Source organism: Methylotuvimicrobium sp. (assembly GCF_050611805.1).
Lineage (GTDB): Bacteria > Pseudomonadota > Gammaproteobacteria > Methylococcales > Methylomonadaceae > Methylotuvimicrobium.
In genome coordinates, this window is record NZ_JBNGHF010000056.1 from 1 (window position 1) to 25605 (window position 25605).

Annotated in this window: 22 protein-coding genes; 8 read left to right on the forward strand and 14 right to left on the reverse strand. The window is 50.3% G+C overall.

All coding sequences use genetic code 11. The features are described 5' to 3' along the window. Positions 1–190: 190 nt before the first annotated feature. The 6 genes from rlmD to ACRJJO_RS18860 all read right to left on the reverse strand — a co-directional run bounded on the left by rlmD (position 191) and on the right by ACRJJO_RS18860 (position 10871). Positions 191–1525 (reverse strand): 23S rRNA (uracil(1939)-C(5))-methyltransferase RlmD, encoded by a 1335-nt coding sequence (rlmD, locus tag ACRJJO_RS18835; protein ID WP_431067155.1) that lies wholly within the window; start codon positions 1523–1525, stop codon positions 191–193. A gap of 2 nt (positions 1526–1527) precedes the next feature. Beyond that, positions 1528–2112, reverse strand: a complete 585-nt coding sequence (locus ACRJJO_RS18840) for a YdbL family protein (RefSeq protein WP_431067156.1) — start codon at positions 2110–2112, stop codon at positions 1528–1530. 12 nt (positions 2113–2124) lie between these two features. After that, positions 2125–4164 carry a C4-dicarboxylate ABC transporter gene (locus ACRJJO_RS18845; protein WP_431067157.1) on the reverse strand — a complete coding sequence of 680 codons (2040 nt, stop codon included), beginning with the start codon at positions 4162–4164 and terminating at the stop codon, positions 2125–2127. A 320-nt stretch (positions 4165–4484) separates the two neighbouring features. Continuing rightward, entirely contained in the window at positions 4485–5375 is an 891-nt protein-coding gene (gene cysM, locus ACRJJO_RS18850; protein ID WP_431067158.1) for a cysteine synthase CysM, read from the reverse strand. A gap of 405 nt (positions 5376–5780) precedes the next feature. After that, positions 5781–7994, reverse strand: a complete 2214-nt coding sequence (locus ACRJJO_RS18855) for a PhnD/SsuA/transferrin family substrate-binding protein (RefSeq protein ID WP_431067159.1) — start codon at positions 7992–7994, stop codon at positions 5781–5783. A 411-nt stretch (positions 7995–8405) separates the two neighbouring features. Then, positions 8406–10871 carry an EAL domain-containing protein gene (locus ACRJJO_RS18860; protein ID WP_431067160.1) on the reverse strand — a complete coding sequence of 822 codons (2466 nt, stop codon included), beginning with the start codon at positions 10869–10871 and terminating at the stop codon, positions 8406–8408. A gap of 846 nt (positions 10872–11717) precedes the next feature. On the opposite strand from ACRJJO_RS18860, the gene ACRJJO_RS18865 reads away from it, so the two are divergent. Then, entirely contained in the window at positions 11718–12770 is a 1053-nt protein-coding gene (locus ACRJJO_RS18865; protein ID WP_431067161.1) for a diguanylate cyclase, read from the forward strand. On the opposite strand, the gene ACRJJO_RS18870 is transcribed toward ACRJJO_RS18865, so the two are convergent. Then, complete coding sequence (locus tag ACRJJO_RS18870; protein WP_431067162.1) at positions 12757–12891, reverse strand: hypothetical protein; 135 nt, start codon at positions 12889–12891, stop codon at positions 12757–12759. The genes ACRJJO_RS18865 and ACRJJO_RS18870 overlap by 14 nt on opposite strands. 340 nt (positions 12892–13231) lie before the next feature. Here ACRJJO_RS18870 and ACRJJO_RS18875 point away from each other — a divergent pair, with 340 nt between their 5' ends. The 6 genes from ACRJJO_RS18875 (at position 13232) to ACRJJO_RS18900 (ending at position 17854) form a co-directional block, all read left to right on the forward strand. Continuing rightward, entirely contained in the window at positions 13232–13735 is a 504-nt protein-coding gene (locus ACRJJO_RS18875) for a DUF1269 domain-containing protein (RefSeq protein ID WP_431067163.1), read from the forward strand. 12 nt (positions 13736–13747) lie between these two features. Beyond that, positions 13748–14101, forward strand: coding sequence for a NifB/NifX family molybdenum-iron cluster-binding protein (locus tag ACRJJO_RS18880; RefSeq protein ID WP_431067164.1), 354 nt, complete (start codon positions 13748–13750; stop codon positions 14099–14101). Positions 14102–14146: 45 nt separating this feature from the next. Beyond that, entirely contained in the window at positions 14147–14590 is a 444-nt protein-coding gene (locus tag ACRJJO_RS18885) for a c-type cytochrome (RefSeq protein WP_431067165.1), read from the forward strand. Positions 14591–14630: 40 nt separating this feature from the next. Continuing rightward, positions 14631–16034, forward strand: coding sequence for a cytochrome c peroxidase (locus ACRJJO_RS18890; RefSeq protein ID WP_431067166.1), 1404 nt, complete (start codon positions 14631–14633; stop codon positions 16032–16034). Between the two features lie 429 nt (positions 16035–16463). Further along, positions 16464–17729, forward strand: a complete 1266-nt coding sequence (gene ahcY, locus ACRJJO_RS18895) for an adenosylhomocysteinase (RefSeq protein ID WP_431067167.1) — start codon at positions 16464–16466, stop codon at positions 17727–17729. After that, positions 17729–17854 carry a hypothetical protein gene (locus ACRJJO_RS18900; RefSeq protein ID WP_431067168.1) on the forward strand — a complete coding sequence of 42 codons (126 nt, stop codon included), beginning with the start codon at positions 17729–17731 and terminating at the stop codon, positions 17852–17854. The genes ahcY and ACRJJO_RS18900 overlap by 1 nt, the downstream gene beginning before the upstream one ends. Before the next feature lie 164 nt (positions 17855–18018). On the opposite strand, the gene ACRJJO_RS18905 is transcribed toward ACRJJO_RS18900, so the two are convergent. The 5 genes from ACRJJO_RS18905 to ACRJJO_RS18925 all read right to left on the reverse strand — a co-directional run bounded on the left by ACRJJO_RS18905 (position 18019) and on the right by ACRJJO_RS18925 (position 22135). Beyond that, positions 18019–18780, reverse strand: coding sequence for an ABC transporter permease (locus ACRJJO_RS18905; RefSeq protein WP_341328434.1), 762 nt, complete (start codon positions 18778–18780; stop codon positions 18019–18021). After that, positions 18777–19751 carry an ABC transporter ATP-binding protein gene (locus tag ACRJJO_RS18910; protein ID WP_431067169.1) on the reverse strand — a complete coding sequence of 325 codons (975 nt, stop codon included), beginning with the start codon at positions 19749–19751 and terminating at the stop codon, positions 18777–18779. The genes ACRJJO_RS18905 and ACRJJO_RS18910 overlap by 4 nt, the downstream gene beginning before the upstream one ends. A 185-nt stretch (positions 19752–19936) precedes the next feature. After that, entirely contained in the window at positions 19937–20794 is an 858-nt protein-coding gene (locus ACRJJO_RS18915) for a pirin family protein (RefSeq protein WP_431067170.1), read from the reverse strand. 55 nt (positions 20795–20849) lie between these two features. Then, positions 20850–21416: a YceI family protein gene (locus tag ACRJJO_RS18920; RefSeq protein ID WP_431067171.1), complete on the reverse strand. Its 567-nt coding sequence runs from the start codon at positions 21414–21416 to the stop codon at positions 20850–20852. A gap of 116 nt (positions 21417–21532) precedes the next feature. Then, positions 21533–22135 carry an FMN-dependent NADH-azoreductase gene (locus ACRJJO_RS18925; protein ID WP_431067172.1) on the reverse strand — a complete coding sequence of 201 codons (603 nt, stop codon included), beginning with the start codon at positions 22133–22135 and terminating at the stop codon, positions 21533–21535. Positions 22136–22241: 106 nt separating this feature from the next. Here ACRJJO_RS18925 and ACRJJO_RS18930 point away from each other — a divergent pair, with 106 nt between their 5' ends. Next, positions 22242–23144, forward strand: coding sequence for a LysR family transcriptional regulator (locus tag ACRJJO_RS18930; RefSeq protein WP_431067173.1), 903 nt, complete (start codon positions 22242–22244; stop codon positions 23142–23144). A 141-nt stretch (positions 23145–23285) separates the two neighbouring features. Here the strand turns inward: ACRJJO_RS18930 and ggt are convergent, their stop codons facing one another. Together ggt and ACRJJO_RS18940 are read right to left on the reverse strand one after the other, a co-directional pair. Continuing rightward, on the reverse strand, positions 23286–24980 hold the full coding sequence (gene ggt / locus ACRJJO_RS18935) for a gamma-glutamyltransferase (protein WP_431067174.1): 1695 nt from the start codon (positions 24978–24980) through the stop codon (positions 23286–23288). A gap of 281 nt (positions 24981–25261) precedes the next feature. Beyond that, positions 25262–25498 carry a hypothetical protein gene (locus ACRJJO_RS18940; protein ID WP_431067175.1) on the reverse strand — a complete coding sequence of 79 codons (237 nt, stop codon included), beginning with the start codon at positions 25496–25498 and terminating at the stop codon, positions 25262–25264. Positions 25499–25605 lie beyond the last annotated feature (107 nt).

The following is a 25605-nucleotide window of genomic DNA, read 5'->3' on the forward strand; positions in this document are numbered from 1 at the left end:
AGCAGTTAGCAGTTAGCAGTTAGCAGTTAGCAGTTAGCAGTTAGCAGTTAGCAGTTAGCAGTTAGCAGTTAGCAGTTAGCAGTTAGCAGTTAGCAGTTAGCAGTTAGCAGTTAGCAGTTAGCAAAATGATGCGGCATTAAAAGCACTTGTCAAGTCCTAATTTCCGCTTACCGTTTACTGCTTTCCGCTCTCACCTTTCAAACAACGCAATCGATTCTACATGCGCGGTTTGCGGGAACATATTCATGACGCCGGCTTTTACCAGTTTAAAACCTAAATCGTTCACCAGAATGCCGGCATCACGGGCCAAGGTCGAAGGATTACACGAGACATAGACGATACTTTCGGGCTGCCAGTGCTTGAAATGATGCAATACTTCCGATGCGCCGGCGCGCGACGGATCGAGCAAAATCTTGTTATAACGTTGTTTCGCCCACGGTAAATCGACAATCGCCTTACTCAAGTCGGCTGCGTGAAACTCGACATTATCCAGATTGTTCAAGCGGGCATTCGCCCGTGCATGATTCACCAACGGCAAATCGCCTTCGATACCGACAACTTTGCCTGCGTAACGGGCCATCGGCAAGGTAAAGTTTCCAAGCCCGCAGAACAAATCCAGCACGACATCATCCTTCGTCAAATCCAACGCTTCGATGACCCGATTAACCATGAGCCGGTTGATTTCATAATTGACCTGCGTAAACATCGCCGGCCTGAAGCGAAAAACGATATCGTGATCCGGTAAGGCATAAGTCGGGGTTACCACAGGTTCGCCATCGATCGGCGCGATCGTATCGGGGCCTTTCGACTGCAGACACAAGGTCACATTATGCTTATGCGCAAAAGAACGCATTCGCTCTTTATCCTCGTCGGTCGGCGGCTCCAACACACGTACCGCAAGCACGCAATCCTCATCGCCGATCGCAACTTCAATCTGCGGAATTTTCTCTCTGATCGTCAAGCCGCCGATCATCTCCGACAAAGCCATTAAGCGCGTTCCGACGACCGGATGCATGACTTTGCAGCTTTCGATCTCGGCCAAAAACGGTTGGCGCTTTTCGCGGAAACCGACCAATACCCTCCCCTTTTTCGCGACATATTTGACGCCCATGCGCGCCTTGCGCCGATACCCCCAATGCGGGCCGTCCAACGACGGCCAAATTTCTGGAATGTCAAGCTTACCGATGCGCTTAAACTGCTCTTTCAGCAATTCCTCTTTAATATGGATTTGCTCGCTTGAAGCGACATGCTGAAAACTGCAGCCGCCGCATAAATCATAATGCGGACATTCGGCATCGACGCGGTACTCGGCCTTACTCAATAGTTTGACGACTCTGCCTTCAGCGAAATCGCGGCGAATATCGGTATAGACGAATTCGAGTTCCTCGCCCGGCAAGGCCGCATCGATAAATACCGCCTTGCCATCGACATGAGCGACGCCTCGCCCATCGTGCGTCAGCGAGTCGATCACGGTTGTGACCCGCGATTCCGGTAATTTTTTACGTTCCCTTTTTCTCCGCGCCATGCTTATTTTTGTCTCCAACTGCCGTTCGGTGCTTGATACCACCAACCGGACCGAGCATTGCCGATCCAACGCGCGGCAAACGTCGATTTGATTTGCGCGAACCAATTGGGTTGACCGTTGGCATTGGCGATGGCCTGGTAGAGCTGATTACGATCGGCGTTCTCGGCGGCCACCAAGCGATTGACTTGAGTTCGGTCTCGCAAAGGCACAGCAGAAGGATCACGGGCCACTAAAAGACCGTCCGAACTGATGCCTATGTAGCCTGCGTCGTAATACGGTTTCAATGACGAAAAACGGTTTTGCATCGATGCGGTCAGACGTCTGATTTCGGGCGAGTCGATCGACAGATCGGCTTGTTGTGCATGCGCCGGCGCAATCACGACATTCAATACTCCGTCGATCAATCGATAAAACACGATCTTCAACGACTGTAAGTCGCTTTGGGGCTTTTGAGATGAATCAGTCGTTTGCTGTATATCTTTAATGATTTGATCCGCCGCTTTTTCCGCAGCAGCGGCGGGAAAATAGATATTAATCGTTACACATGCCGTTAGCAGCAAGGCGCCGATAATCGATATTTTTTTCATGTTTGACTCCGGTTACTCGATGACTATGTCGTCCGACGCCATCGTAATGCGTTTCAGACGCTCCAATAAAACATTCCAATCAACGCGGAGATTATACCCCATCACATCGATTCTCGGCAGGCCGCCGCCTTTGACGATGTAATACCCTTTCTCGGCCGGTTCCGCACCTGTCAACTGGCACACACCATTATGCAAATAACAGCCGATGCCGAGACGCTCGTAGCCGAAAGTCTCGAAAAAACCTAAAAAGGTTCTTGAAATCAAGTCGGTGGCCCCGCCTCCGCCGATACTGGCTAAATTTTCGACTGCGGTTTGGCTGATTCGGCGACTCGAATCGTCATCATCCGGCGTGCCTAACCATGCAAAAAAAGTCACTGGTTGCCAATTTTCCAAATAGAGATCGCGAACGAAACCGGACAAGCGCCCTTGAATACCGCCGAATTTAAATTTGCTCGTCAATTGTTCCAGATCAAGATTATCAATCTCGATTGAGCCATACACTTGAGAAAAATCACTGAATAAACCGGTAGAAGCAAGCTGACCTATCGAAATTCGGCCGTCGAACACATCAATCGTCAACTCGCCATCCAAAGCAAGCTTATTATCCCGGTAATCGACGCCGGGAATTTTGCCGCTAATCGTTCCGCTCATCGGCGTCCAGTCCAAGGCCTGCGTCAACTCTTCCAATAAAATATCTTCCAATTCGCCGATAAAAAACAAATCGTGCTCGTCGTTATCGCGTGCAGTCCAATCGAAACGTTCGATAGCTAGAGCACCGCCAAGTAATGGTAATCGCGTTTTATTTAATAGGCGAAACGAGGTCGCTTCGGTCAAAAACGATATTTTAGCTGAGTCAATCGGCACATTACCCAGTTGTAACTGTTGCCAAGCAAAGACCGAAGGTTTAGCAGGACCTTCTCGAGCAGACCAATGCAGCGACCCGATTCCATCGGTTAAAGCCAAGCGAGATTGATTGTCGCTTACGTTTAAACCATCGATATCCACAGCCAGGTCGAGCAGCGTATTATGATGTATCGAAGCGTCGGCGCTTAAACGCCCGGACAGACGCATGCCTTCTGCCGGAGTACCTAAGAGCAGCGAATCGAGATAAATGCCGGACACAGACTGCAAATTTTCCGCTTGGACAAAAAACCGTCCCTGCTCGAGACTCAAAGAAGGAATCGTTTTAACCTGACCGCTGCCGGATACCTCGAATACGCCTGGATGACGAAAATCGACATGCGCGATGTCCACTCGCCGCGAATCGGCATGCCAAGTACCCGCGCTATTGATCGAGACAGTTTCAGGCGGCAGCTTGACAAACCAGGGCTCGACATACAATGCTCCTTTGGAAAATTCGGCGCGGCTTAACCATTGCCAATTGCCCGTTACCGAATCGGCCCGGAAAAACCATACGGCATCGATATCTTCGCCGGCAAGACTACCGTCCGTAACCTGTCCGGATAAACCCTTAAGACTGGCATGGACGGAAAGCTTATTTAATTCAATTCCGGGTCCTTCGGCAGAGAAATCGATATCGGCACGCCCTGCGCCTATTTGAAAATCATCGGAATCGATAAAAGGTTTGATAGCGTCGCTTTGCAAGCCGCGCGAATTTACTTGAAGCGCCCAGAGCTCGTCTTCGACCGAGGCATGCACGTCAATTTCGCCGCCGCCGGCTTTGAGCCGTTCAATGCGTACTTCACTCCGCCGAGGACCTATACTGAAACGAAAATCGAAAGCCGGCGATTGTAACCAAGCACTATTGATTTTCGCCCGGCCTTTGAAACAATGGATTTCATCATCGCGCCAACTGAAATCCGAACATTCGATGCCGACGAATGTTATTTCATCGAAGGGCGCGGGAAGACTGAGAGATTGCACCGATAAAACGATATTTTGAGACGGCGCCGCTAAATCGGACAACCGAATCTCAACACCTTCAAGCTGCCAACCTTCAGCTTCGATCGTAGCTATTCTCAAGCCAACCGAATCCAATGCCATTACCGTTGAAGACATCAACAAACACGAGGAAATTCCAAGCGTTTTCATGGCGAGTATTACTCCCTTTTGATCGAAAAACCGTCAAAGGATAAAAGGTATGGGATGTGTCTATCGAGGACCGCCGTGAACCCAGCACTTAAATTATCCAATATAGTTAACCATAGCCAATGGACTATGGAATTTAGGTGCTGGGTGAACCCATCCATGGGGGCTTGACGGCAGCGCTCGAACGCCAGGGATGGCGTGAATGCAGATTTTGCAGGAGCAAAATTCTGCCCTGCTGCCGACATCCTCGCTAGCCACACCCCACACCTTCATAAAGTTAGCCATTTTTTGAGTATAGAGGGAGTTGTCAATAACCGTAGCGATCAACCGGGAAAAACACCGGTCGATAAATAACGGTCGCCACGATCGCAGATAATCACGACAATCACCGAATTTTCAACTTCTGCAGACAACCTCAATGCAGCAGCAACGGCTCCGCCCGACGATACCCCGGCAAAAATACCCTCCTCGGTCGCCAGCGCCCGCATCGTGTGTTCGGCGGTTATTTGATCGATATCGATAATTCTATCGACTCGGCTTCGGTCATAGATTTTCGGTAAATATTCTTTCGGCCATCGCCGAATGCCAGGGATTTTCGAATCGCCTTTCGGCTGAACGCCGACGATTTGAATTGCGGGATCTTGTTCTTTCAGATAGCTCGATGTCCCCATGATCGTCCCGGTCGTGCCCATCGAGCTGACGAAATGCGTGATACGGCCTTCGGTATCGCGCCATATTTCAGGACCGGTACCTTCATAATGCGCGCGCGGATTGTCCGGATTGGCAAACTGGTCGAGAATTCGGCCCTTGCCTTCACGCTCCATTTGCCGGGCCAAATCGATTGCCCCTTCCATGCTCGATGCGGATGGCGTCAAGATGATCTCGGCGCCGTAAGCCTTCATCGATGCTCTACGTTCCTCGCTCATGTTATCCGGCATGATCAAGGTCATTTTATAGCCTTTAATCGCGGCCGCCATGGCCAATGCGATACCGGTATTACCGCTGGTCGCCTCGATCAAGCGATCGCCCGGCTTGATTTCTCCACGCGCTTCGGCATGTTTGATCATACTCAGCGCAGGCCGGTCCTTTACCGAACCGGCTGGATTATTACCTTCCAGTTTGGCTAAAATAATATTCGACGAATCTCCGGGCAAGCGTTGTAATTTAACCAGAGGAGTATTGCCGACACAGGATTCTATCGTTTTAAATGTCATGTCTGAATTGTCTAAAGTAAAGTCATTGCTGTGAGGAAAATAAAGCTATACCTTCCGCACTTCAAATTTCGGCAGTGCCGGAGGAGGCCTCGGGGTGCTAGGTCGATTTTTGCTCCTGCAAAATCGACATTCACGCCATCCATAGCGTTCATAAAGGCTTTGCCAGCATGGAGCTGGCATAGAGCCTACATGGACGTATTTACCCAGCACCTAAATTATCTATGTAATCAATCATGGCCAATAGGCTATGGAATTTAGGTGCTGGGTTTACGGCGTCCTTTAACGGGCACCCCGAGGCCGAATTTTCATCTACGATGAGTATAAATTGAACGGACATACTTTGTGGGATCAATGTCTATCCGTGCCAATAGTGTCTATTTTCCAACTCTTGAAAAGATTTTTCGGCTAAGTCTTGCTTTCGATCAAAGACGTCTCTAGCGGTATTTCGAATGCGAACAGACTACCATAACCCTCGCCTTTCGATTCGGCCCAAATTCGCCCACCATGGTGCTCGACAATGCGCCGGCATAAGGCCAAGCCCATTCCGGTACCCTCGAAACGCGTTCGCGGTTGCAAGCGGCTGAAAAAAGCGAACAAACGATCAATCTGCGCCGGATCGATGCCAATGCCATTATCCTTGATACGCACTTGCCAAATGCTATTGTCCCGCTTTGAATTTATTTCCAGATGCGGCTTATGTCCTTCGCAATATTTAACCGCATTGCCGATCAAATTCTGAAACAAACGAATCATTTCATCCGGACTCGCATACACTTGCGGCCATTCGCCGTCGATATCGATGATAGCCTTCGACTCGTTGATGATGGCCGCCAAACCGGCGAGCGACTCGTTGAGCACCTCGAGACTTTCTATCCGGCGCATCGCCTCGGTTTTACGACCGACACGGGAAAACTCGAGTAATGACATAATCATCGCATCCATGCGTTTAGCCCCTTCAAGCACGAAATTAAAATTAAGCTGACCGTCTTCGTCCAATTTATTATTCAAATCGTTCGCTAAGAATTGCAAATGCCCGGTGATACTTCGCAAGGGCTGACGCATATCATGAGAAACGCTGTAAGCAAATTGTTCGAGATCGGCATTCGATTGCTGCAAGGCTTCAGTTTTTCGCTCGAGTTGCTCGGTCGCATGCCGACGCTCCATTTCACTCGCGGCACGCGTTGCAAACACTTTCAATAGAGACAACATGAATTCGGGGCCTTCGATCGGCTTGACATCCATCACCCCCATATGCCCCAAAAATTGGCCCTGACTATCCGACAACGGTATTCCTACATAACTTTCTACGGCGTTTTGTTTTAGCCAAACATCATCCGGAAAATACTCGGCGACTTTTTCGGAAAACACGCTAATCCGTTTTTTGATAACATTCTCGCAAGGCGTGCCGCAAATATCGTAACTAAAATTTTCGCCGACCATTTCACCGTTCCAAAACGCGATCGTTCGCGCTTTTCGAAAATCATTGCCATCTATTTCGGCAACGAAAGCAAAACGCATGTTCAATACGTTCGCCAAGCATTCAACCAACGATGCAAAAAAAGTTTCCCCAACAACGGACGACGTTCCTTTAATAATCGCCTCCAGCGTATTACGCGTTTGCGTCAAAAGCTCGGTCTTTTGTAACACACGCCGACGTTCCGCCTGTAATTTCTTATTGACCCTCCATAGACTCAAACTCAATAACGAGATCAAAGCGGCAATGACTACAGCGGAAATAATTTGCAGCGAGTAACGCTGCCAAACATCCTCAAGCGTAAAACGGGGGGGCGAATCGAAAGGAGGTAAACGCAAGTCTCGCAACAAATCCGCCACAGCGGTGTAATCGGCCGGAATGGTAAAACCACGAATTGCTAATTGGTGCGTAACCTCGGGATTGTCGGTTAATAAGAATAAAGCGGCTACAACACGACGAGCCAGCGTTTCGTTAATATGAGGCAAAGACGCAATAGGCCATTCGGGAAACAAACGCGTCGATATCGCAGCAGGAAAATCGGGTAAATCTTGACGATTTAGTACATGCACTCGGGTCAGGTCGAGTTTTCCTTGCAGAGCCATCGACTCAAGCACACCGCTACGCACAAAACCGACCTCGGCATCGCCGTTAAATACGGCTTCTATGACCCGGTCATGAGGCATCCCTGTTATCAATGGCTTAAAATCCTGACCGGCATATAAATTATTTTTCATTAATTCATGAGCCTGCATTTGGTAGCCGCCCAGCGACCGGGTCGTAGCAACGGCAACAGTTTTTCCGCGCAAATCGGACAGATGCCGAAGCTGTTTACGATCGGCCAGTGTAAAAATAACGCCGCCAAATGCTGAAAGCGCTCGATCACCCTCACTTTTAACCAAAGTTGCCAAAGGCGCCGACAAACCGCTTCGGTAAGCCATTAGCCAATAATGGGATGGATTCGTTAAAATAAGATCGATTTGACGCGTCGCGACTGCCTGCTCCAACTCCTCATAATCCATTGCCTCGACACTAAATTCGCAATCCGGAACCGCTTGATTCAAAATATCCGCTAGCGGTTGATATTGCTTCTGAATATAGTCTTTAGAACGATAAGCCAAGACGCCTATTTTCAGAGGTTCTGCCAAAACAGTTGACTCAAAAAGAATGCACAAAAAAACTAGTCCGACACAGTTAGAAGCGTTTTTGTCTATTCCGGCAAGCTTTTTCATCGGACCATCCGGTGTTCAACAAACGATAGTTCAATGCTAATGACTAAGGAACGAGCATGAAATAACTTCGACAACTGTTGGAAGGGGGAGCGGAGGCTCGATTGACAGGTGTCGGCGGCAAGGCAGATTTTTGCTCCTGCAAAATCTGCATTCATGCCATCCCTGGCAATCAGATACCCCGCCGTCAAGCCTACATGGACGTATTCACGGCGTCCTGTCAAGCGAGTCACCGAACCGCCGCAAAGCCTACTACTTGTAGAAGTTATTTTGTGCATGTTCCTAAGTAATAATAACTTAACAAACAACTTCGACAATTCGTGCTGCCTCTTACTGATCTCTCAAGCGTTGCAACCAACTTTCCGCCGGCTCGGGTTTACCGTATAAGTACCCTTGATAAATCACTCGGCCGCGAGCTTTCAAAAAATCGCTCTGCGCTCGAGTTTCCACCCCTTCAGCCACTACTTGCAAGCTCAAATGTTGCGCAACCGCTAAAATAGTTTCGACCAATGCGGCATCGTTCGGATCGGTTGGCGCATCTTGAATGAAACTTTTATCAATTTTTATTTCATGTATCGGCAAGCGTTTTAAATAAGCCAAGCTCGAATAGCCGGTACCGAAATCATCCATCGAAAAATGAATGCCCATCGTCGACAACGTAGTCATTTTAGCCACTACATCTTCGAGATTACCGATCATTAATCCTTCGGTCACTTCCAAAACCAAATGTGTCGGATCGGCACCGCTCAACATCAATTGCCGCTTTATTTCCCCCACGAAATCCGAGCGTTCAAAATGCCTTGGACTGATATTAACCGAAAGCCGAATCGAACAGCCTTCGCCATCGAGTTCGGCCAATATCCTGCAAACCGAACCAAGCATCCAGCGATCGAGCGCTACTATCAAATCGGTGGCTTCGGCCAGCGGAATGAATACTCCGGGCATGATCAAGCCTCGTTCGGGGTGTTGCCAGCGCACTAGAGATTCCGCTCCAACCTGGACACCGTCGCTATCGACCTGTGGCTGCAAATAAAGTTTGAGTTGTCCTTCGGCGATCGCCGTACGCAATTCGCCTTCGAGCTTGAAACGCTCCTTGACCGCATCACCCATCGCAGTTTCGAAGAACACAACACGTCCTCCGCCTTCTGTTTTAGCGCGATGCATGGCCATATCGGACTGGCGTAATATATCGATTGCTGTTTCACCGTTCCCTTCGGAACACAGTGCGATTCCGACCGCAGCATCGAGATGCAATAGCTCTTTGTCGACCTCGAAACCGCGGCGCAATTCAGCTCGCAGTTTTTCCGCCAGAGCTAACGCTTCTCGTCCGAACGCTTCTTGCGTAGGCGATTGGCGTGTCAGCAAAACGGCAAATTCGTCGGAATCCAATCTTGCCAATAAATCATCATCACTCAATGCATCAAACAAGCGGTTAGCAACGGTTTTAAGTAATTCATCGCCGATCGCCAGTCCGCGAGCTTCATTAATATCCTTAAAACGGTCAAGATTTAATATGAGCACGCCGGCACATCGACCTTCCCGATCAGTACTAATCAAGGTTTGCTCCAATTCCTTCAAGAACAGAGCACGGTTGCCAAGACCGGTCAGCGGATCGCGCCACGCCAGTTTTTCGGCCGCCTCTTGTGCGCGCCTGATTTCGCTTAGATCGGCAAATACGGCGATATATTGCGTCACGTTTCCTCGCTCATCCCTAACCGCGCTGATCGTTTCCCATTCCAGAAACAGCTCTCCATTCTTGCGTCGATTCCAGATTTCGCCGGCCCATTCCCCTTTATTCTGCAACGATCGCCACATTTCAGCCCAAAACAATTTACTATATCGCCCTGAATTTAAAAGGCGAGGGTTTTTTCCTTGCACTTCAGCTTCGGTATAACCGGTAATGCGCGTAAAGGCCGGATTAACGGTAATAATGTTCGCATCGGCATCAGTCACCATGATCGCTTCGCCGGCCGTCTCAAAGACACGAGTGGAAAGTCTATGGCGCGCCTCGGCTTGTTTACGCTCGTTAATATCGCGCCCAACAACAACCAAGCCTTTACGGCGACCATCTTCATGAAACAACGGAATTTTAACGATCTCAAACGTTCGCGAAGATCCGTCGGGGCGGGGAATTTCTTCTTCAGCCCGGGAAATTACACCGGATTGCCAAGCTTTTTCGTCGCTGGCTTCACAGGCCAAAAAAGCCTCTTTATAAAAGTCTTGGTAAGCCGCTAACTCGGAATCTTTTTTACCTCGATAATCGACATGCTCCAAACCGAATAATTTCAAATCGAAATCGTTTGCTTCGAGCCAACGCCCTTCGCCATCCTTAAAGCAAACAATATCCGGCATCGCATTGATTAACGTACGCAAATGCATGCCGGTTTCGGCCAAACGTTGTTCAAGGCGTCCTCGGCTAACCGCATAACGAATCGCACGCACCAATCCGTCTGTTTCGAAACGACCTTTGACTAAATAATCCTGGGCTCCGCAATCCAATGTCCGCAATGCGAATTGACTATCGTCATTACCGGTCAAGACAATCAACGGTAAAGTCCGGGCGGCTTGACGAACCGCATCTACGGTATCGAGCCCACTCGAGTCGGACAAGGTCAAATCGAGCAAAACTACATCGAGCGATCCGTCCTGCAACTGGCGTTTAGCCTCGGTCAAGGTTGTCGACCAAATAATTTCGAAATGGACGTCCCGAGACGCACGCAAAGCCTGGCGCACCAAATTAGCATCGCCGGGATCGTCTTCCACCATTAATATCCGGTAAGACCCGGTTTTTGCCATCATTTGTTAAACGTTTGAAGGGTAATCATCATTGGGAATAATTATAAAGGTATCCGAAAATTTTTTTTCATTGGTTTTTATTTATCGCTTTTGCTACTTCTTTTCGATCGAAAAAACCGTCTAAGGAATATGCACAAAATAACTGCTACAAGTAGTAGGGTTTTGTGGCGGTTTGGTGACTCGCTTGACAGGACGCCGTGAACCCAGCACCTAAATTATCCACGGTAGTTAACCATAGCCAATGGACTATGGAATTTAGGTGCTGGGTGAATACTTCCATGTAGGCTTGACGGCGGCGACTGATTGCCAAGGATGGCATGAATGCAGATTTTGCAGGAGCAAAAATCTGCCCTGCCGCCGACACCTATCAAGCGAGCTACCGAACCCCCTCCCAGAAGTTATCGAAGTTATTTCATGCTCGTTCCTAAAGAGTAAGAGATCAGCAATTCCCAATTTGGGGATCAAATAGGGTGTGGGGCATGCTTGGCGAGGATGTCGGCAGCAGGGAGCTGCCGTCAAGCCCCCATGGACGGGTTCACGGCGTTCCTCGACAGGCATGCCCCACACCCTAAGCCCAGCGAAAACGCTCAAACTGGGAATTGCTGGTAAGAGATGTGCGATGTATATAACGAAATAAGACACTTGTAAAATGGAACGAATAAACTAAGCTCTTCTGTATAAAAAAACCATAAGAAAAATCGATCTCGTAACGCTCCGACGCATTCTTTACAAACTACCCTTGCAATCCGAGACACCAGCCGAACACCTGCTTAGAAATTACAGTATGACTCACGGATGATCGTCTATCTTGTCTATTGATACTTGACTACCCGGACACCTATCCCCATGCCGTTTAGAACCGATTACGACTACTCCACCGAAGAAAACATTCAATTCATGCATCGCATCGTTAAACTCATGATGCGAAATAAAATTACCCCAACCCCAATCAATTATGCCGTATTTTACGAATATACAGCGAGTTACAATGACAACCTCAAGGCCGCCGTCGACCAACTCATTGCCGAAAATAATCCTTTCGACATGGAGACCGGCCTAGCTTTATATAAAAAACATATCTGTCACGCGGCGCTGGTATCGTTCGACAAAATCAATCAAGATATACAAAGGATCATTAATCATACCGAAAAATCGGTTAATGAAACCCAGCAAAAAGCATCCGAAGCCAGCGATAGTTTTGAGGAAAAATCGATACGCCTGGAAAGCATAACGAATTTGGAAGAATTGAAAACCGTACTGACGGAAATTGCCGGCGAAACAAAGGACTTAATTGACACCAGCGATCATTTTAAGTCACAACTGGAAGCCGCTAACAAAGAAATGGAACAGCTGCGCAAGGAACTTTCAAAAGTCAAGGAAGCGGCGACTGTCGATGCACTTACCGGGCTATTGAATCGCGGAACATTTGATGAGACGCTAACCAACCTCCTCGAGGAATCGAGCGACAAAGACATTTGCCTCACACTATTGGATCTGGACCACTTTAAGCAGGTTAATGATAAATTCGGACATTTAATCGGCGACAATGTGTTGAAATTCACCGCATCGCTACTGAAAAAGTATAGCGAAAAACATCATTATGTCGCTCGTTACGGGGGTGAGGAATTGGCCATCATCATGCCCAACACTTCATTATCCGCAGCGCAGGATATTGCCGAAAAAATCAGAACATCATTACAAAACAGCAGACTAAAACGCAAAAATAGCAACGAATCGATCGGCACCATTACGTTATCGATCGGTATCGCGACTCGAAAACAAAACGATACAATTGAAAGCTTTATCTTACGCGCCGATCAGGCCCTATATAAAGCCAAAGAAACCGGGCGTAACAAAGTTATTTGCGAATGGGCCATTGACGCAATCAGCCATTGTTAATGAAAACACCATTCAGCCGAAGCGCTTCAAAACCTCCTTTGCGCTTTTGTTTAAAGTCCTTGCGGATGGCTTCCCTTTCGAGCAACAAATCTTCGGTAAACTCTACTTGAAGATGCGCCATTTATCATTCATCGGGTTTTTGTTGGGAAAGTTCGTTTTATGATGACATGGGTAAATTTTAACGCATTCCATTAAATTCCACTGTACTCTAAACCAAACTTTGATTCACATCGGGTACGGTTTAATTGATAAAGTTGCACTGACTCATCAATCATTTTAGGATTTCGCGAAAATAACTTCCTGGAGTTTTGATTTTTGTCTAGGGTTCTGTGACTCGCTTGACAGGACGATGCCCCGGCGCCGAATTTTGATCTAAGATGGATATAATTCAATTAGCCAATGTCACGTCGACAAAAATGTAGACTATAATTTTTAATTATTGAATACATACAGGAAAGCTCATGAGAAGAATTTACTTTTTGTCCCCGGACATTGGAACCACACATAAAATCGTTGACGAACTTCGTTTGGAAGGGATCGAAGATAGACACATACACATACTTGCCAAACGCGACACGCCGCTCGATGACTTACCCGAAGCTTCGGAATTTCAAAAAACCGACTTTGTTCCCGCAATGGAACGTGGTGCTGCGTTAGGTGGGGCAACAGGACTACTCGCAGGACTTGTCGGTTTACGATTTGCCGGATTTGCCATTGCCGGAGGCCCGGTTCTAGGTGTCTTGCTCTACGGTGCGACAATTGGCACAATCATGAGCGGTCTAGCCGGACTCGAAGTTGGTAATTCGCGCGTCAAGCAATACTCCGAAGCAATCGAAAACGGCGCGTTCTTGGTTATGATCGATATCCCGAGTGAACGCATCGATACTATCAGCCAATTGATCGTCAAACATCATCCGAGCGCGCAATTCGAAGGTATCGAACCGTTGATGCCGCCATCCTATTGATTGGGGATAATCATGAAAATTGCCGTCGCCAGTCAAAACCGCAAGGAAATCACCGGCCACACCGGCCGGTGTAGAAAATTCTGGATATACCGGGTCGAACATGAAAGCGTTACCGGGAAGGAGATTTTGGAACTGACCAAGGAGCAGTCTTTTCATGAAACATCCCGCTTCGAGCCTACTCCGCTGGATGATATAAACGTTCTAATCTGTGGCGGCATCGGCGACGGCCTGGCGCGTCGATTAGCGGAAAAAAACATCAAAGTTCTTGTTACGAAAATGATCGAACCCGATCTTGCCATTGAAGCCTTTTTAAAAGGCACATTAAAAACGGAACCGATCGAACGTCACGAACACAAGCATCGGTAAGCCAGTACTGTTTCAATAAAGTCAACTCGATACTTTGGAGGCATTATGAAAAACAGAACGTTGTTCAGTTCAACCGCAGCCGCTTTTAGTTTCGCGATACTTGCCGGCTCAACCGCGACAACAGCATTTGCCGACAAAAAATTGGATGTCGGCAAACTGGAATACGAATCGGCATGCGCAGTTTGTCATGGAATCAACGGAAAAGGCGACGACGGCCCATTTAAAGCCTTGCTGGTGAGACCGGTTCCGAATCTAACCGTTTTAGCCAAGAACAACAACGGCGTATTCCCGTTCGACCGCGTCTATAAGATCATCGACGGAAGGGAGGAAGTCAAATCTCACGGGCCACGCGACATGCCGATCTGGGGCCGAGCCTTTACCAACCAAACCTCTCTGTATTTCAACAACTATCCCGAGGCCGATACCGAATCGGCCGCTCGCAGCCGTATTCTTGCTCTGACTGAATACTTATATCGTTTGCAGGAATAATCCTTTTTCCAAGACAGTGCAAAAAACGCGGAGTCGAACAATGAAAAAAGCCCAATGGTTCATTATCCTTCTGGTGGCAGTCATCCTGTTTCTGCCGATTTCGAACTTGATTGGCTTGTCCGGCGAAAACGAGCCGATCGAAGTGATTAACGGTAAATCGGAAGCTTTTGCGAAGGCTTCGCGGGTTTTGCAAAACAAATGCGTCGACTGTCATTCACCTGGCATGACCCGCATGCCGATCTATTCTGGCCTGCCGATCGCAAAACAACTGATGGAGCACGACATCGAAGAGGCCAGCGAACGATTGTTGCTGACGAAAGAAGCCTACAGCGGCAAGGAAAGCTTCACACCATTAATGTTGGCCCGGCTAGAAGGCGTTATCCGCAACGACAGCATGCCGCCGGCGCTATACCTTCTGATGCATTGGAACGGCAAGTTGAACCATGACGAAAAAACGACGCTACTTACCTGGGTCGCTGAAGAGCGCGCCAAACATCCATGGAGCAGGGACGCCGCCAATCAATTCAAGGGCGAACCGGTGCAACCGCTACCACTTACGGTCGATCTCGATCCCGAAATTGTCGCACTCGGCGACAAACTATTTCACGACCGCAGACTGTCCGGTGACGACACGCTTAACTGCGCATCGTGCCATGACTTAACGCGCGGCGGCACCGATCAAGCCAAAGTTGCAACCGGCATTCGCGGCCAGTTGGGACCGATCAACTCACCGACCGTCTATGTTGCGATGTATAACCTCGCGCAATTCTGGGACGGACGTGCAAAAGACCTTCAGGAACAAGCGGCAGGACCGGTGGCGAACCCGATCGAAATGGGCGCGGTCTGGGATGAGGTCGTCGAAAAACTCAAGCAAGACGAAGCCTATCAACAAGCCTTCGCAAAACTTTATCCGGATCAAGGCTTGACCAAAACAACCGTAACACATGCGATAGCCGTGTTCGAGGAATCGCTGGTTACACCAAATTCCCGCTTCGATCAGTACCTTCGCGGCAACGTGACCGCTCTGACGAACGAAGAAAAAGCCGGTTATGAACTGTTCAAGACGCATTGCGCATCGTGCCATTCAGGCCCGGCACTCGGCGGCTTGTCGTATGAAAAAATGGGAGTCGCGCGCGATTATTTCAAACAACGCGGCGGCGAGTTGACCGAAGTCGACAACGGCCGTTTCAATGTCACTAAAGAGGAAAAAGATCGTCATTTCTTTAAGGTGCCGGTGCTGCGCAACATCGAACTGACCTTCCCTTATTTCCACGACGGTTCAGCCGAAACGCTTGCCGACGCGGTCCGCGTGATGGGACAAGTGCAGCTCGACAAAGACTTCAGCAGCGATGAAATCGGCGATATGGTTGCTTTCCTGAAAACGCTCACTGGCGAATACAAAGGCAAGCCGCTTGGCGAATTGACTACCGAGGATATTCGTTAATCAATAGCTGAAACACACGGCAGCTTAATGATTGCCCTCCCCTTTGAAAAAGGGGGATTAAGGGGGATTTATATAAAAAATCTCCCCTAACCCTGATGTATCCCCACAAAACGTTCGTTCCCATGCTCGGCGTGGGAATGTCGCTTTAGACGCTCTGCGTCGACTGCGGCGGGCAATCGGATTAAGAAACTGTAGAGAATGTATCGTTGCTCTTGTCGGGATTATCGACCTCTAGGGACGCAGAGCGTCCCGGGATGCATTCCCACGCAGAGCGTAGGAACGATGAAAAAAATCAATACATCTATCAATTTTCAGCCATAGCAAATTGTTTTATTTGGCTGTTTCGTGAGGATACCTCAGCCCCTAACCCCTCTTTTTCTTTTCAAAGAGGGGAATTGAATACTTACCATTCACTCGGTTGAAACAACTATGCTCGAAATCGACCACGACATCAACGACCTTTCTCTTGCGGATCAAGGCAATGAGCACATCGAATGGGCTTTTTCCGAAATGCCGGTGCTGCGCACGATTCAAGAACGTTTTAAGCGCGAAAGACCATTGGCCGGGGCACGCATTAGCGGTTGTCTGCATATCACCACCGAAACCGCAAACCTGGCCCGCACACTGAAAGCCGGCGGTGCCGAGCTTGTTTTATGCGCTAGCAATCCGCTCAGTACGCAAGACGATGTCGCGGCTTCGCTGGTGAAACATCATCGGATTCCGATCTTTGCGAAACGAGGCGAAGACAACGACACCTATTACCGCCACATCGAAAAGGCGCTGGATCACCGACCGCAACTCACGATGGACGATGGCGCCGACTTGGTCAGCGAACTGCATAAAAATCGCCGAGAGTTACTGGACGATATGATCGGCGGCAGCGAAGAAACCACGACAGGGGTAATACGTCTGCGCGCGATGGCGGCGGATAAAGCCCTCAAATTTCCGGTGATCGCGGTCAACGATGCGATGACCAAACACTTGTTCGATAACCGTTACGGCACCGGTCAAAGCACGCTCGACGGCATCATTCGCGCTACCAATATTCTGCTGGCCGGCAAGACCTTCACGGTGGCGGGCTACGGCTGGTGCGGACGCGGCATCGCGATGCGCGCAAAGGGTCATGGCGCACAGGTCACCGTCACCGAGGTCGACCCGCTGCGGGCGCTGGAAGCGGCAATGGACGGTTTTCGGGTCATGCCGATGCTTGAGGCGGCCGCCTGCTCGGATTTCATTGTCACCGCCACCGGCGACAAGCATGTACTGGACAAAGCGCATTTTAAGGTTATCAAAGACGGCTGCGTGATCGCCAATTCCGGCCACTTTAATATCGAGATCAACATACCGGCGCTCGAATCACTGGCAATCGACAAACACAGTCCGCGCCTCCATGTCGAAACCTATACGCTGGCAGACGGACGTCAGGTCCGGTTGCTGGCCGAAGGACGCTTGGTCAACCTCGCCGCCGCAGAAGGCCATCCGGCCGCCGTGATGGACATGAGCTTCGCCAATCAGGCCTTGAGCATGGCCTATTTGTGGCGGCATGGCGCCGACCTCGAAAATGCCGTACTTCCGGTACCGACTGAAATCGATAATCAGGTCGCACAAATGAAACTGGCGGCGATGGGGCTCACTATCGACACATTAAGCGCGGAACAGCTGCATTATCAGGCCTCGTGGCAGGAAGGAACTTAATGGATCGAAACATCTATCATAACGTTAATGAAGACCTGTCCATCGCGCCGACAAATGAAAGTGCGCGGGGGGGGCTGGGCCGTCGGCCGGACGATCACGCCGGTTTGAGCGATTTGGGCTTGTAACTAGTGGCTTGGAGGTGAAGGTAAGGCTGGCAAACGGTATATCTCTCCACTTGAATTCAATTGATCCAAGCGTTTTTCTATACCTGCATCTGTCATGGCCGATTTAATTCGCGCATCCCGCGACGGCGGCCAAGTCACGAACACTCCGCAAAGTAAGCACCGCCTCAATGTCTTATCTTGTAACCCGTCTTGAACACCCACCATACAAAAATCAGGCATGTCATGAGAAAGCCAAACGTCATGCCGATGCTGACGGCGACATCCACGTCAGCTATTCCGTAAAAACTCCAGCGAAAACCGCTTATCAAATACACCACCGGATTGAACAGCGTGATCTTCTGCCACAGTGGCGGCAACATATCGATGGAATAGAACGCGCCGCCTAGAAAGGTCAGCGGCGTAACGATCAACATCGGGACCACTTGAAGTTTCTGAAAGCTATCGGCCCACAGGCCGATAATGAAGCCGAATAGACTGAAAGTCACCGCCGTCAGCAACAGAAAGGCAACCATCCACACTGGATGGGCGATCTCGTAGGGCACGAAAATGCGCGCGGTACCCAGAATGAGTAGGCCCAACATCACCGATTTGGTTGCCGCCGCCCCCACATAACCGATCAGCACTTCGAACCATGAAACCGGTGCCGATAATAACTCGTAAATAGTCCCCGCCCACTTGGGCATGTAGATGCCGAAAGAAGCATTGGAAATGCTTTCGTTCAGTAAATTCAGCATTACCAGCCCTGGGATGATGAAGGCGCCATAGCTGACATTGTCGATGTCGCCCATACGCGAACCGATGGCTTTGCCGAATACGATGAAATACAGCGAGGTGGTCAGCACCGGCGCTACGATGCTTTCCCACAGCGTACGAAAAGTGCGCGCCATTTCAAAATGGTAAATGGCGCGAATGCCATAAATATTCATTCCTGTGTTCCTTTGGGCCGATGTACCAAGCTGACGAAAATGTCCTCCAGTGAACTCTCCCTGGAGCGTAAATCTTTGAATTCGATGCCGTGCTCGGCGAGCGTACGCAACAGCTCGGCAATCCCGGTTTCTTCTTCCTGGGCGTCGAAGCTATAAACCAGGACATGTCCATCGTCGGAGAGCACTAACGGCCAAGCGCTCAATCCGGCCGGGATGCCGGTCATCGGGCGTCGCAAAGTCAGGGTGAGCTGCTTTTTGCCGAGCTTGCGCATGAGCACCGCTTTGTCTTCAACGACGATCAGTTCACCCTTGCTGATCACTCCGATGCGGTCTGCCATGTCTTCGGCTTCCTCGATGTAATGAGTGGTCAGAATGATCGTAGTACCCTGCGCACGAAGGGTTCGAACCATTCGCCACATGTCGTGCCGTAATTCCACATCCACGCCGGCGCTCGGCTCGTCGAGAAACAATATCGTTGGTTCATGCGCGAGCGCCTTGGCAATCAGAACCCGGCGTTTCATACCGCCCGAGAGCGTCATGATTTTTGCGTTCCGCTTGTCCCACAAGGACAGGTCGCGCAGGACTTTTTCCAAGTAGGCTGCATCGGGCGCCTTGCCGAACAGTCCCCGGCTGAATTTGACCGTCGCCCAGACCGATTCAAACGCATCCGTATGCAGTTCCTGCGGCACCAAACCGATGGTTGCCCTCGCCGCGCGGTAGTCTCGCATGATGTCGTGCCCGTCGGCGATGATGGTTCCGGAAGTGGCCTTGACGATGCCGCAGATGAGGCTAATCAACGTCGTCTTGCCCGCACCGTTGGGTCCGAGCAAGGCGAATATCTCGCCGCGTTTGATGTCCAGGTCGATTTTTTTGAGCGCCTGGAAACCGCCGGCATAGGTCTTGTTGACGCCGCACACGGAAATGATGGGGGCGGAGCTATTGACGGTCATCGCCGCCGTGGCTGTTTTCATAGATGAATTTGATATAGAAGGTGGATTTTGACTTCGGTTGCCGAATTCATGCGCAATCGTTTCATGACACGGGTTTACAATCAAGCCGGCCGTGGAATTGGGTTCGTTTTTTCATCGCGCGGATCCGACTCCAATCAAACGGTTATATGGTGTTGGACGATACGATGGGCGACAACGGCAACCGCTCATACCAGTTGCCCATTCCTATAGTCGGCCATGGCCTGCTCGATTTCTTCTCGCGTGTTCATCACGAAAGGCCCGTACTGAGCGATCGGCTCTCCTAACGGCCGGCCGGCCAACAGCAAGAATGCCGCTGCGTGCTCTTCAGCCAAGATTTCAATCCGGTCGCCATCGGAAAGAACCCCGGCACTGTGCGATGCCAGGATATGTCTATTTGCCGCGGGTCCTATCGCCAATGTGCCCTCATAGGGATAAACAAAGGCATTGTGATCTTTAGTTATCGCGAGGTTAAAAGTTTCGCCCGCAGGTAGCCTAACATCCAAAAACAAGACCTCGGTACTTATTCCCTGAATCGGCCCGGCGATGGGATTGCCGGCGATGTCGGCAATCCCCGCAATAATTTTGACTTGCCCTCCGCCCGGCAATTTTTGCAACGGAATTTCTTCAGGCCGGACATCCTGATAGCCGGCCGGTTTCATTTTCTCCTTCGCAGGCAAGTTGACCCAAAGCTGAAAGCCTCGCATGCGACCGCTTTCTTGTTGGGGCATTTCAGAATGAATAATACCTCGGCCGGCGGTCATCCACTGTGCGCCGCCGCTTTTTAAATCGCCCCGATTGCCGAGATGATCCTGGTGCAGCATGTGTCCCTCCAGCATATAGGTAACGGTCTCGAAGCCGCGATGCGGGTGATCCGGAAAACCGGCGATGTAGTCGTCGGCATGCTCGGAAGAAAATTCATCCAGCATCAAAAAAGGATCGACCCGCAGTGCTTGCTTTTGTCCAAGGCTACGACGCAGTTTAACGCCGCCGCCGTCCGAAGTCGCAATGGCTGGAATGATTTGTTGAAGCGTGCGTATGCTCATGTCAGTTTCCTCATGTTAACGACCTCCTATTTACAGTGGTCGAATGATGCGAAGCTTATTCCTTGACGGCTTCGACCGGGATGGTAAGGGTCACCTCGTCGCTTACCTGAGGTGCGTATTTGCTCATGTTGAAGTCGGACCGCTTGACGACGGCGGTAGCGTTAGCGCCGCAAGCGTCTTTTTCCAACATGGGGTGCGGTATGCACTGGAACGATGTTACGGTCAACGTCACGGGTTTGGCGATCCCTTTCAACGTCAACGTGCCATCCACCGCCACCAACATGTCACCTTCGAATAGGAGTTTGTCGGAAGCGAATGTCATTGTGGGGTGCTTGGCGGTATCCAGAAAATCTTCACCCTGGATGTGTTCGTTGAATAACGACAAGCCGGTATTGACCGACGTCGTATCGACCGTGACTTCCACTGAACCGGTTTTTGCCTGGCGATCGAGTACGATTTTGCCGGACGTCTTGTCGAAACGGCTCATTTGGGTCGAATATCCGAGATGACTGTAAGAAAAGCTGGGAAAGGTATGGCTGCCGTCGATGACGTAGGTTTCGGGCGCGGCTAAGGTAGCCGTCGAAAAAGTCGCCGCTAACGATAATAGTGTGATGCGTTTCATAATGAAGCTCCTCGGTGGATTGGATAAACATAAAATGTTATTTTCCGGCGTAGATTGGAAGGCGATACCGAATCTAACTTTTGTTGAAGACAGTCTCAAAGTTTTCGGCTTGCGATTCAGTCGGCTAATTCTGCAAGCCGCCGATGGGCTCCGGCCAGCGCCTGATCCTTGGCCTGTTCACCCATATTAAGCCCTTCCGCGTAGACGAATTCAATATCGGTGATGCCCAGAAAATTGAGAAAATCGCGCACATAATTGGTTTGGCTATCCAGAGCCGTTCCCGCATACATCCCGCCTCTGGCCGCAAAAACGTAGACTTTTTTGCCCGGCAGCAATCCTTCGGGGCCGTTCTCGGTATAACGGAAAGTCAACCCGGCACGGGCTATCCTGTCAAAATAGGCTTTCAGCGTCGAGGGAATACCGAAATTGTACATCGGCAAACCGATGACGATGACATCCGACTGCTTGATCTCGTCGATCAGTGTCTCCGATTCGTCGACAAAGGACTGCTGTTCCGGCGTCCGGGCACCGGGCTGCGCGAAGTAGGCCGAAACCCGCTGCGCATCCAGGTGAGGCAATGGTTCATTGGCCAAATCACGCACGACCACCTTTGTTTCCGGGTTCCTGACTCGCCATTTGGCGACAAACGCATTGGCTAATTGGCTGGACTGACCGCCATTCGAAAAGATACTTGAATTGATTTGCAACAGGGTTGTCATCGTCTTTTCCTCTATTCATTGAATGTGATGCTATTTAACCCCTTACTAAAACGATAAAAAAGCATAATAATTAGCCTATATTTATCTATTTATTCGATAAGTTATCATGAATCCACATATTACACTGGAGCAATGGCGGTCTTTGATTGAAGTCGTGGACGCCGGGGGTTACGCCCAAGCCGCAGAAAAACTGTGCAAAAGTCAATCGGCCGTCAGTTATGCCGTACAAAAAATCGAATCCTTGCTGGACGTTAAAGCCTTTGAGATTCAAGGGCGCAAGGCCATACTTACCCCGACCGGACAAATGCTCTACCGGCGCGCCTTGGCTCTGGTGAATGAAGCCGGCGATTTAGAACGCGCGGCGCATAAACTTTCGGCCGGCTGGGAAGCCGTTATCACCCTCGTCGCTGAAATCCTGTTTCCCGCCGAGCTGTTATTGACGTGCCTGGCGCGTTTCGGCCAGGAGAGCCCCGGGACGCGAGTCGAATTGATCGAGTCGGTTTTAGGAGGAACCTCGGATGCGCTGCTCAGCGGGCATGTGGATTTGGCCATTTCACCGCAGTTGCCCCCGGGTTTTCTGGGTAATCTGTTGATGCGGATTCGCTTGCTGGCCGTCGCTCATGCCGAGCATCCCCTTCATCGGCTAGGCCGTGAGTTGAGTTATCGGGACTTGCGCGCACATCGGCACGTTGTGATTCGGGATTCTGGCGCAAAGCGCGATAACCGCTCGGTATCGGTCGAAGTTGATCAGCGTTGGACGGTGAGCCAGGTGGCCACATCCATTCAGGCCGTCAGTATGGGACATGGCTTTGCCTGGCTACCCGTAGAACATATTCGTGAACAATTGCGAACGGGGATTCTAAAGCCATTGCCTTTGAGAGAAGGTAATACACGAGAAGTACCACTTTACCTGATCCTGGCGAACCCCGACTTTGCGGGCCCCGGCGTCAGGCGCTTGGCCGATATTTTAACGGAATCGGTCATTGCTAAAGCACAAGGCCAGGGATAAGACTGACACACTAAGTAATGGGCATGGAATAAATCAGGGACCTGAAATTCATGCGCGTTTCTAAGTCAAATTAATCGTGAGTCACGAGCAGAGCATGTGATTATCTCATGCTAGATTGCAAGACCTGGTAACATTTCCTCGCTATGAAATCTCTAAAGCGTAACCACCTCGGCGCGGGTCGCCAATGCCCAAAAAACCGTCCGGCGAACTGCCGACCGAATGCGTCCCCCCAAAGAATAAATTGCGGCTGCCCCAGACTTTATGATTCGGATGATTTTTCAGAAGCCGGGCGATCTCGCTGTCATCAAAGCCTCCCTCTAAGCTGAGCAATCCATCTTCATGATGAATGCGCGGATGCGTGACAGCCTGATCCAGCGGCATCTTAAAATCAATCAAATTGAGTAGGACTTGCAGTATAGCCGTGCGCAGCCGGTTGGAACCCCCTGAACCCAAGGCGAAGCGCCGTTTATCCGGGAGCATCACGATGCAAGGAGCCATCATCGAGGTCATTCTCTCATGGGTCGGCCAATGATGAAAACCCTTGGGGTTGAGATCTTGTTCACCCAGCATGTTATTGAGTATGATGCCGGTCCCCGGGATTAACACACCGCAGCCCTCGCCATTGCTGGTAGTCAGACTGGCGATATTACCCTGACCGTCGATCACGCTGATTTGCGTGGTTCCCCTGGAACAGATGGGTGCCGGTTTGATTTGATTACGATAGGCTTCGACGTTTTCCGCATCCAAGACATGCTCTCCGGGATGGTGCGTGTGATCGTCAAGGTAGGCGTCGATGCGCGCCTTATTGGTCATATCTTGAACCTGAGCCAGCAAATCGAGATACGGGGCCGTGCTTGGGCTATGGCGAGACAGGTCGAAAGCTTGTAGCAGTTGCAAAGCAAAAGCAATCAGCGTGCCCCCGGAACTGGGGGCGGGATTGGTCAGCACGGTGGCTTCGCGATAATCGATCGACAACGGCTTGCGTTTGACCGGCCGATAATCATTGAAATCTTTGCCGACCAGGTGCCCGCCTCGTTCGGCACACAGTCTTATGACGGCGCGCGCGATCTCACCCTGATAAAAAAACGCTTCGCCCTCCCGAGCCAGCACCTCAAGGCAATCGGCTAAATCGGGCAGATACAATACTTCCCCTTGCTGTAGCAATTGGCCTTGATGCGTTTTGCTGTCAAAGGTATTACGCGTGTCGGGATAGGCCAGGTAAATAGCCTTGACGATATCAAAGATATAGGCCTGAAAGGCATTCATGACCACGCCGCCGCGCGCCAGTTCGATCGCAGGCTCGGCCAGAACCGTCATCGGCAGCGTACTGAGTTCACGATGAACCGAGAACAGTCCTTTGACGGTACCGGGTGTCGCCACCGAGCCCAAGCCGATATGAAATTCCTGCCGGACCGTTCCGAAATCCGCAGAAATCGGAAAAAAATCCGTGTCTTCGACCGCTCGTTTAGTGACCGGCGTTTGCACGAAAAAATCATACAATAGATTGTCGCCGGCCGCGGTTTGGGCCATTAAAAAACCGCCGCCGGCCAATGAGGACAGCACCGGCTCAACCACACAAGCCGCCAAATGAGCGGCAATCACCGCATCAAACGCATTGCCACCTTCGCTGAGAATATATCCCGCCGCTTTTGCAGTTTGCTCATGGCCCGCCGCCACCACGCCCTTTTTTTGCATTTTATACTGGACTCCGACTCGCCCTTGATGGATTGTATTGGCTTGTTGACTACGACAGGCTAATGGGTGACCCTTTTTTTGTTGTTCGCTAATTTTGCCGGGGAGTTGCCTGACCGGATCGGCACAAACCACCTTCATCATTGGTCTCCTTGACTTACGACTGCAATAGCTAGCCTGCGGTACATCATCAAAGCCATGATGAATACGCATGTTAGCCCCAACACGGCAGGGAATAGCACGGTTGTCAATGAATAATGTTCAAGCGCCATAACAACCAATAGATTGCGGATAGCGAATAAAGCGTAAAAGTTTAACGGCTCGGATTTCGGCTGGTGATAGGCCTTGCGAATCGTAGGGCCGAAACCCAGCACATCCACTGTCGTGAGAATGACAACTGCCCAGAGTGGATCCGAGGTGAAATACTACAGCGGTAAAAAAGATGACGCCGTTACCAGGAAAACCCAATCTGTTTTTGTGATCGTCACATCTCCGCGCTTTGCGAAAGCCAGTATGGCAATGAAGATCGTAAGAATCCCCGACACCCCGATTGGCCAAGCCCCAGCGCCGCCTTGGTTTTTAAGTTGCGCCAGAAAAACCACGAAGGTGGTCGTACCCCAAATCACCCAAGAAAATACATGCGGTTTGGTCGCACCTTTCAAAATGGAACCTGATTAGCAAGTTTCTTCAGCTAAAGCCCAAAGATCAGCATACCCTTAGCAGGACGGGGTTCGCAAGCCATGCGCGTCAAGCTAAAAACGGCCAACCC

What these genes read in the sequence shown, in the direction of transcription:
- rlmD (WP_431067155.1), bottom strand. Translation starts at nt 1,525, where the DNA reads ATGGCGCGGAGAAAAAGGGAACGTAAAAAATTACCGGAATCGCGGGTC.
- ACRJJO_RS18840 (WP_431067156.1), bottom strand. Translation starts at nt 2,112, where the DNA reads ATGAAAAAAATATCGATTATCGGCGCCTTGCTGCTAACGGCATGTGTA.
- ACRJJO_RS18845 (WP_431067157.1), bottom strand. Translation starts at nt 4,164, where the DNA reads ATGAAAACGCTTGGAATTTCCTCGTGTTTGTTGATGTCTTCAACGGTA.
- cysM (WP_431067158.1), bottom strand. Translation starts at nt 5,375, where the DNA reads ATGACATTTAAAACGATAGAATCCTGTGTCGGCAATACTCCTCTGGTT.
- ACRJJO_RS18860 (WP_431067160.1), bottom strand. Translation starts at nt 10,871, where the DNA reads ATGGCAAAAACCGGGTCTTACCGGATATTAATGGTGGAAGACGATCCC.
- ACRJJO_RS18865 (WP_431067161.1), top strand. Translation starts at nt 11,718, where the DNA reads ATGCCGTTTAGAACCGATTACGACTACTCCACCGAAGAAAACATTCAA.
- ACRJJO_RS18870 (WP_431067162.1), bottom strand. Translation starts at nt 12,891, where the DNA reads ATGGCGCATCTTCAAGTAGAGTTTACCGAAGATTTGTTGCTCGAAAGG.
- ACRJJO_RS18875 (WP_431067163.1), top strand. Translation starts at nt 13,232, where the DNA reads ATGAGAAGAATTTACTTTTTGTCCCCGGACATTGGAACCACACATAAA.
- ACRJJO_RS18880 (WP_431067164.1), top strand. Translation starts at nt 13,748, where the DNA reads ATGAAAATTGCCGTCGCCAGTCAAAACCGCAAGGAAATCACCGGCCAC.
- ACRJJO_RS18885 (WP_431067165.1), top strand. Translation starts at nt 14,147, where the DNA reads ATGAAAAACAGAACGTTGTTCAGTTCAACCGCAGCCGCTTTTAGTTTC.
- ACRJJO_RS18890 (WP_431067166.1), top strand. Translation starts at nt 14,631, where the DNA reads ATGAAAAAAGCCCAATGGTTCATTATCCTTCTGGTGGCAGTCATCCTG.
- ahcY (WP_431067167.1), top strand. Translation starts at nt 16,464, where the DNA reads ATGCTCGAAATCGACCACGACATCAACGACCTTTCTCTTGCGGATCAA.
- ACRJJO_RS18900 (WP_431067168.1), top strand. Translation starts at nt 17,729, where the DNA reads ATGGATCGAAACATCTATCATAACGTTAATGAAGACCTGTCCATCGCG.
- ACRJJO_RS18905 (WP_341328434.1), bottom strand. Translation starts at nt 18,780, where the DNA reads ATGAATATTTATGGCATTCGCGCCATTTACCATTTTGAAATGGCGCGC.
- ACRJJO_RS18910 (WP_431067169.1), bottom strand. Translation starts at nt 19,751, where the DNA reads ATGAAAACAGCCACGGCGGCGATGACCGTCAATAGCTCCGCCCCCATC.
- ACRJJO_RS18915 (WP_431067170.1), bottom strand. Translation starts at nt 20,794, where the DNA reads ATGAGCATACGCACGCTTCAACAAATCATTCCAGCCATTGCGACTTCG.
- ACRJJO_RS18920 (WP_431067171.1), bottom strand. Translation starts at nt 21,416, where the DNA reads ATGAAACGCATCACACTATTATCGTTAGCGGCGACTTTTTCGACGGCT.
- ACRJJO_RS18925 (WP_431067172.1), bottom strand. Translation starts at nt 22,135, where the DNA reads ATGACAACCCTGTTGCAAATCAATTCAAGTATCTTTTCGAATGGCGGT.
- ACRJJO_RS18930 (WP_431067173.1), top strand. Translation starts at nt 22,242, where the DNA reads ATGAATCCACATATTACACTGGAGCAATGGCGGTCTTTGATTGAAGTC.
- ggt (WP_431067174.1), bottom strand. Translation starts at nt 24,980, where the DNA reads ATGATGAAGGTGGTTTGTGCCGATCCGGTCAGGCAACTCCCCGGCAAA.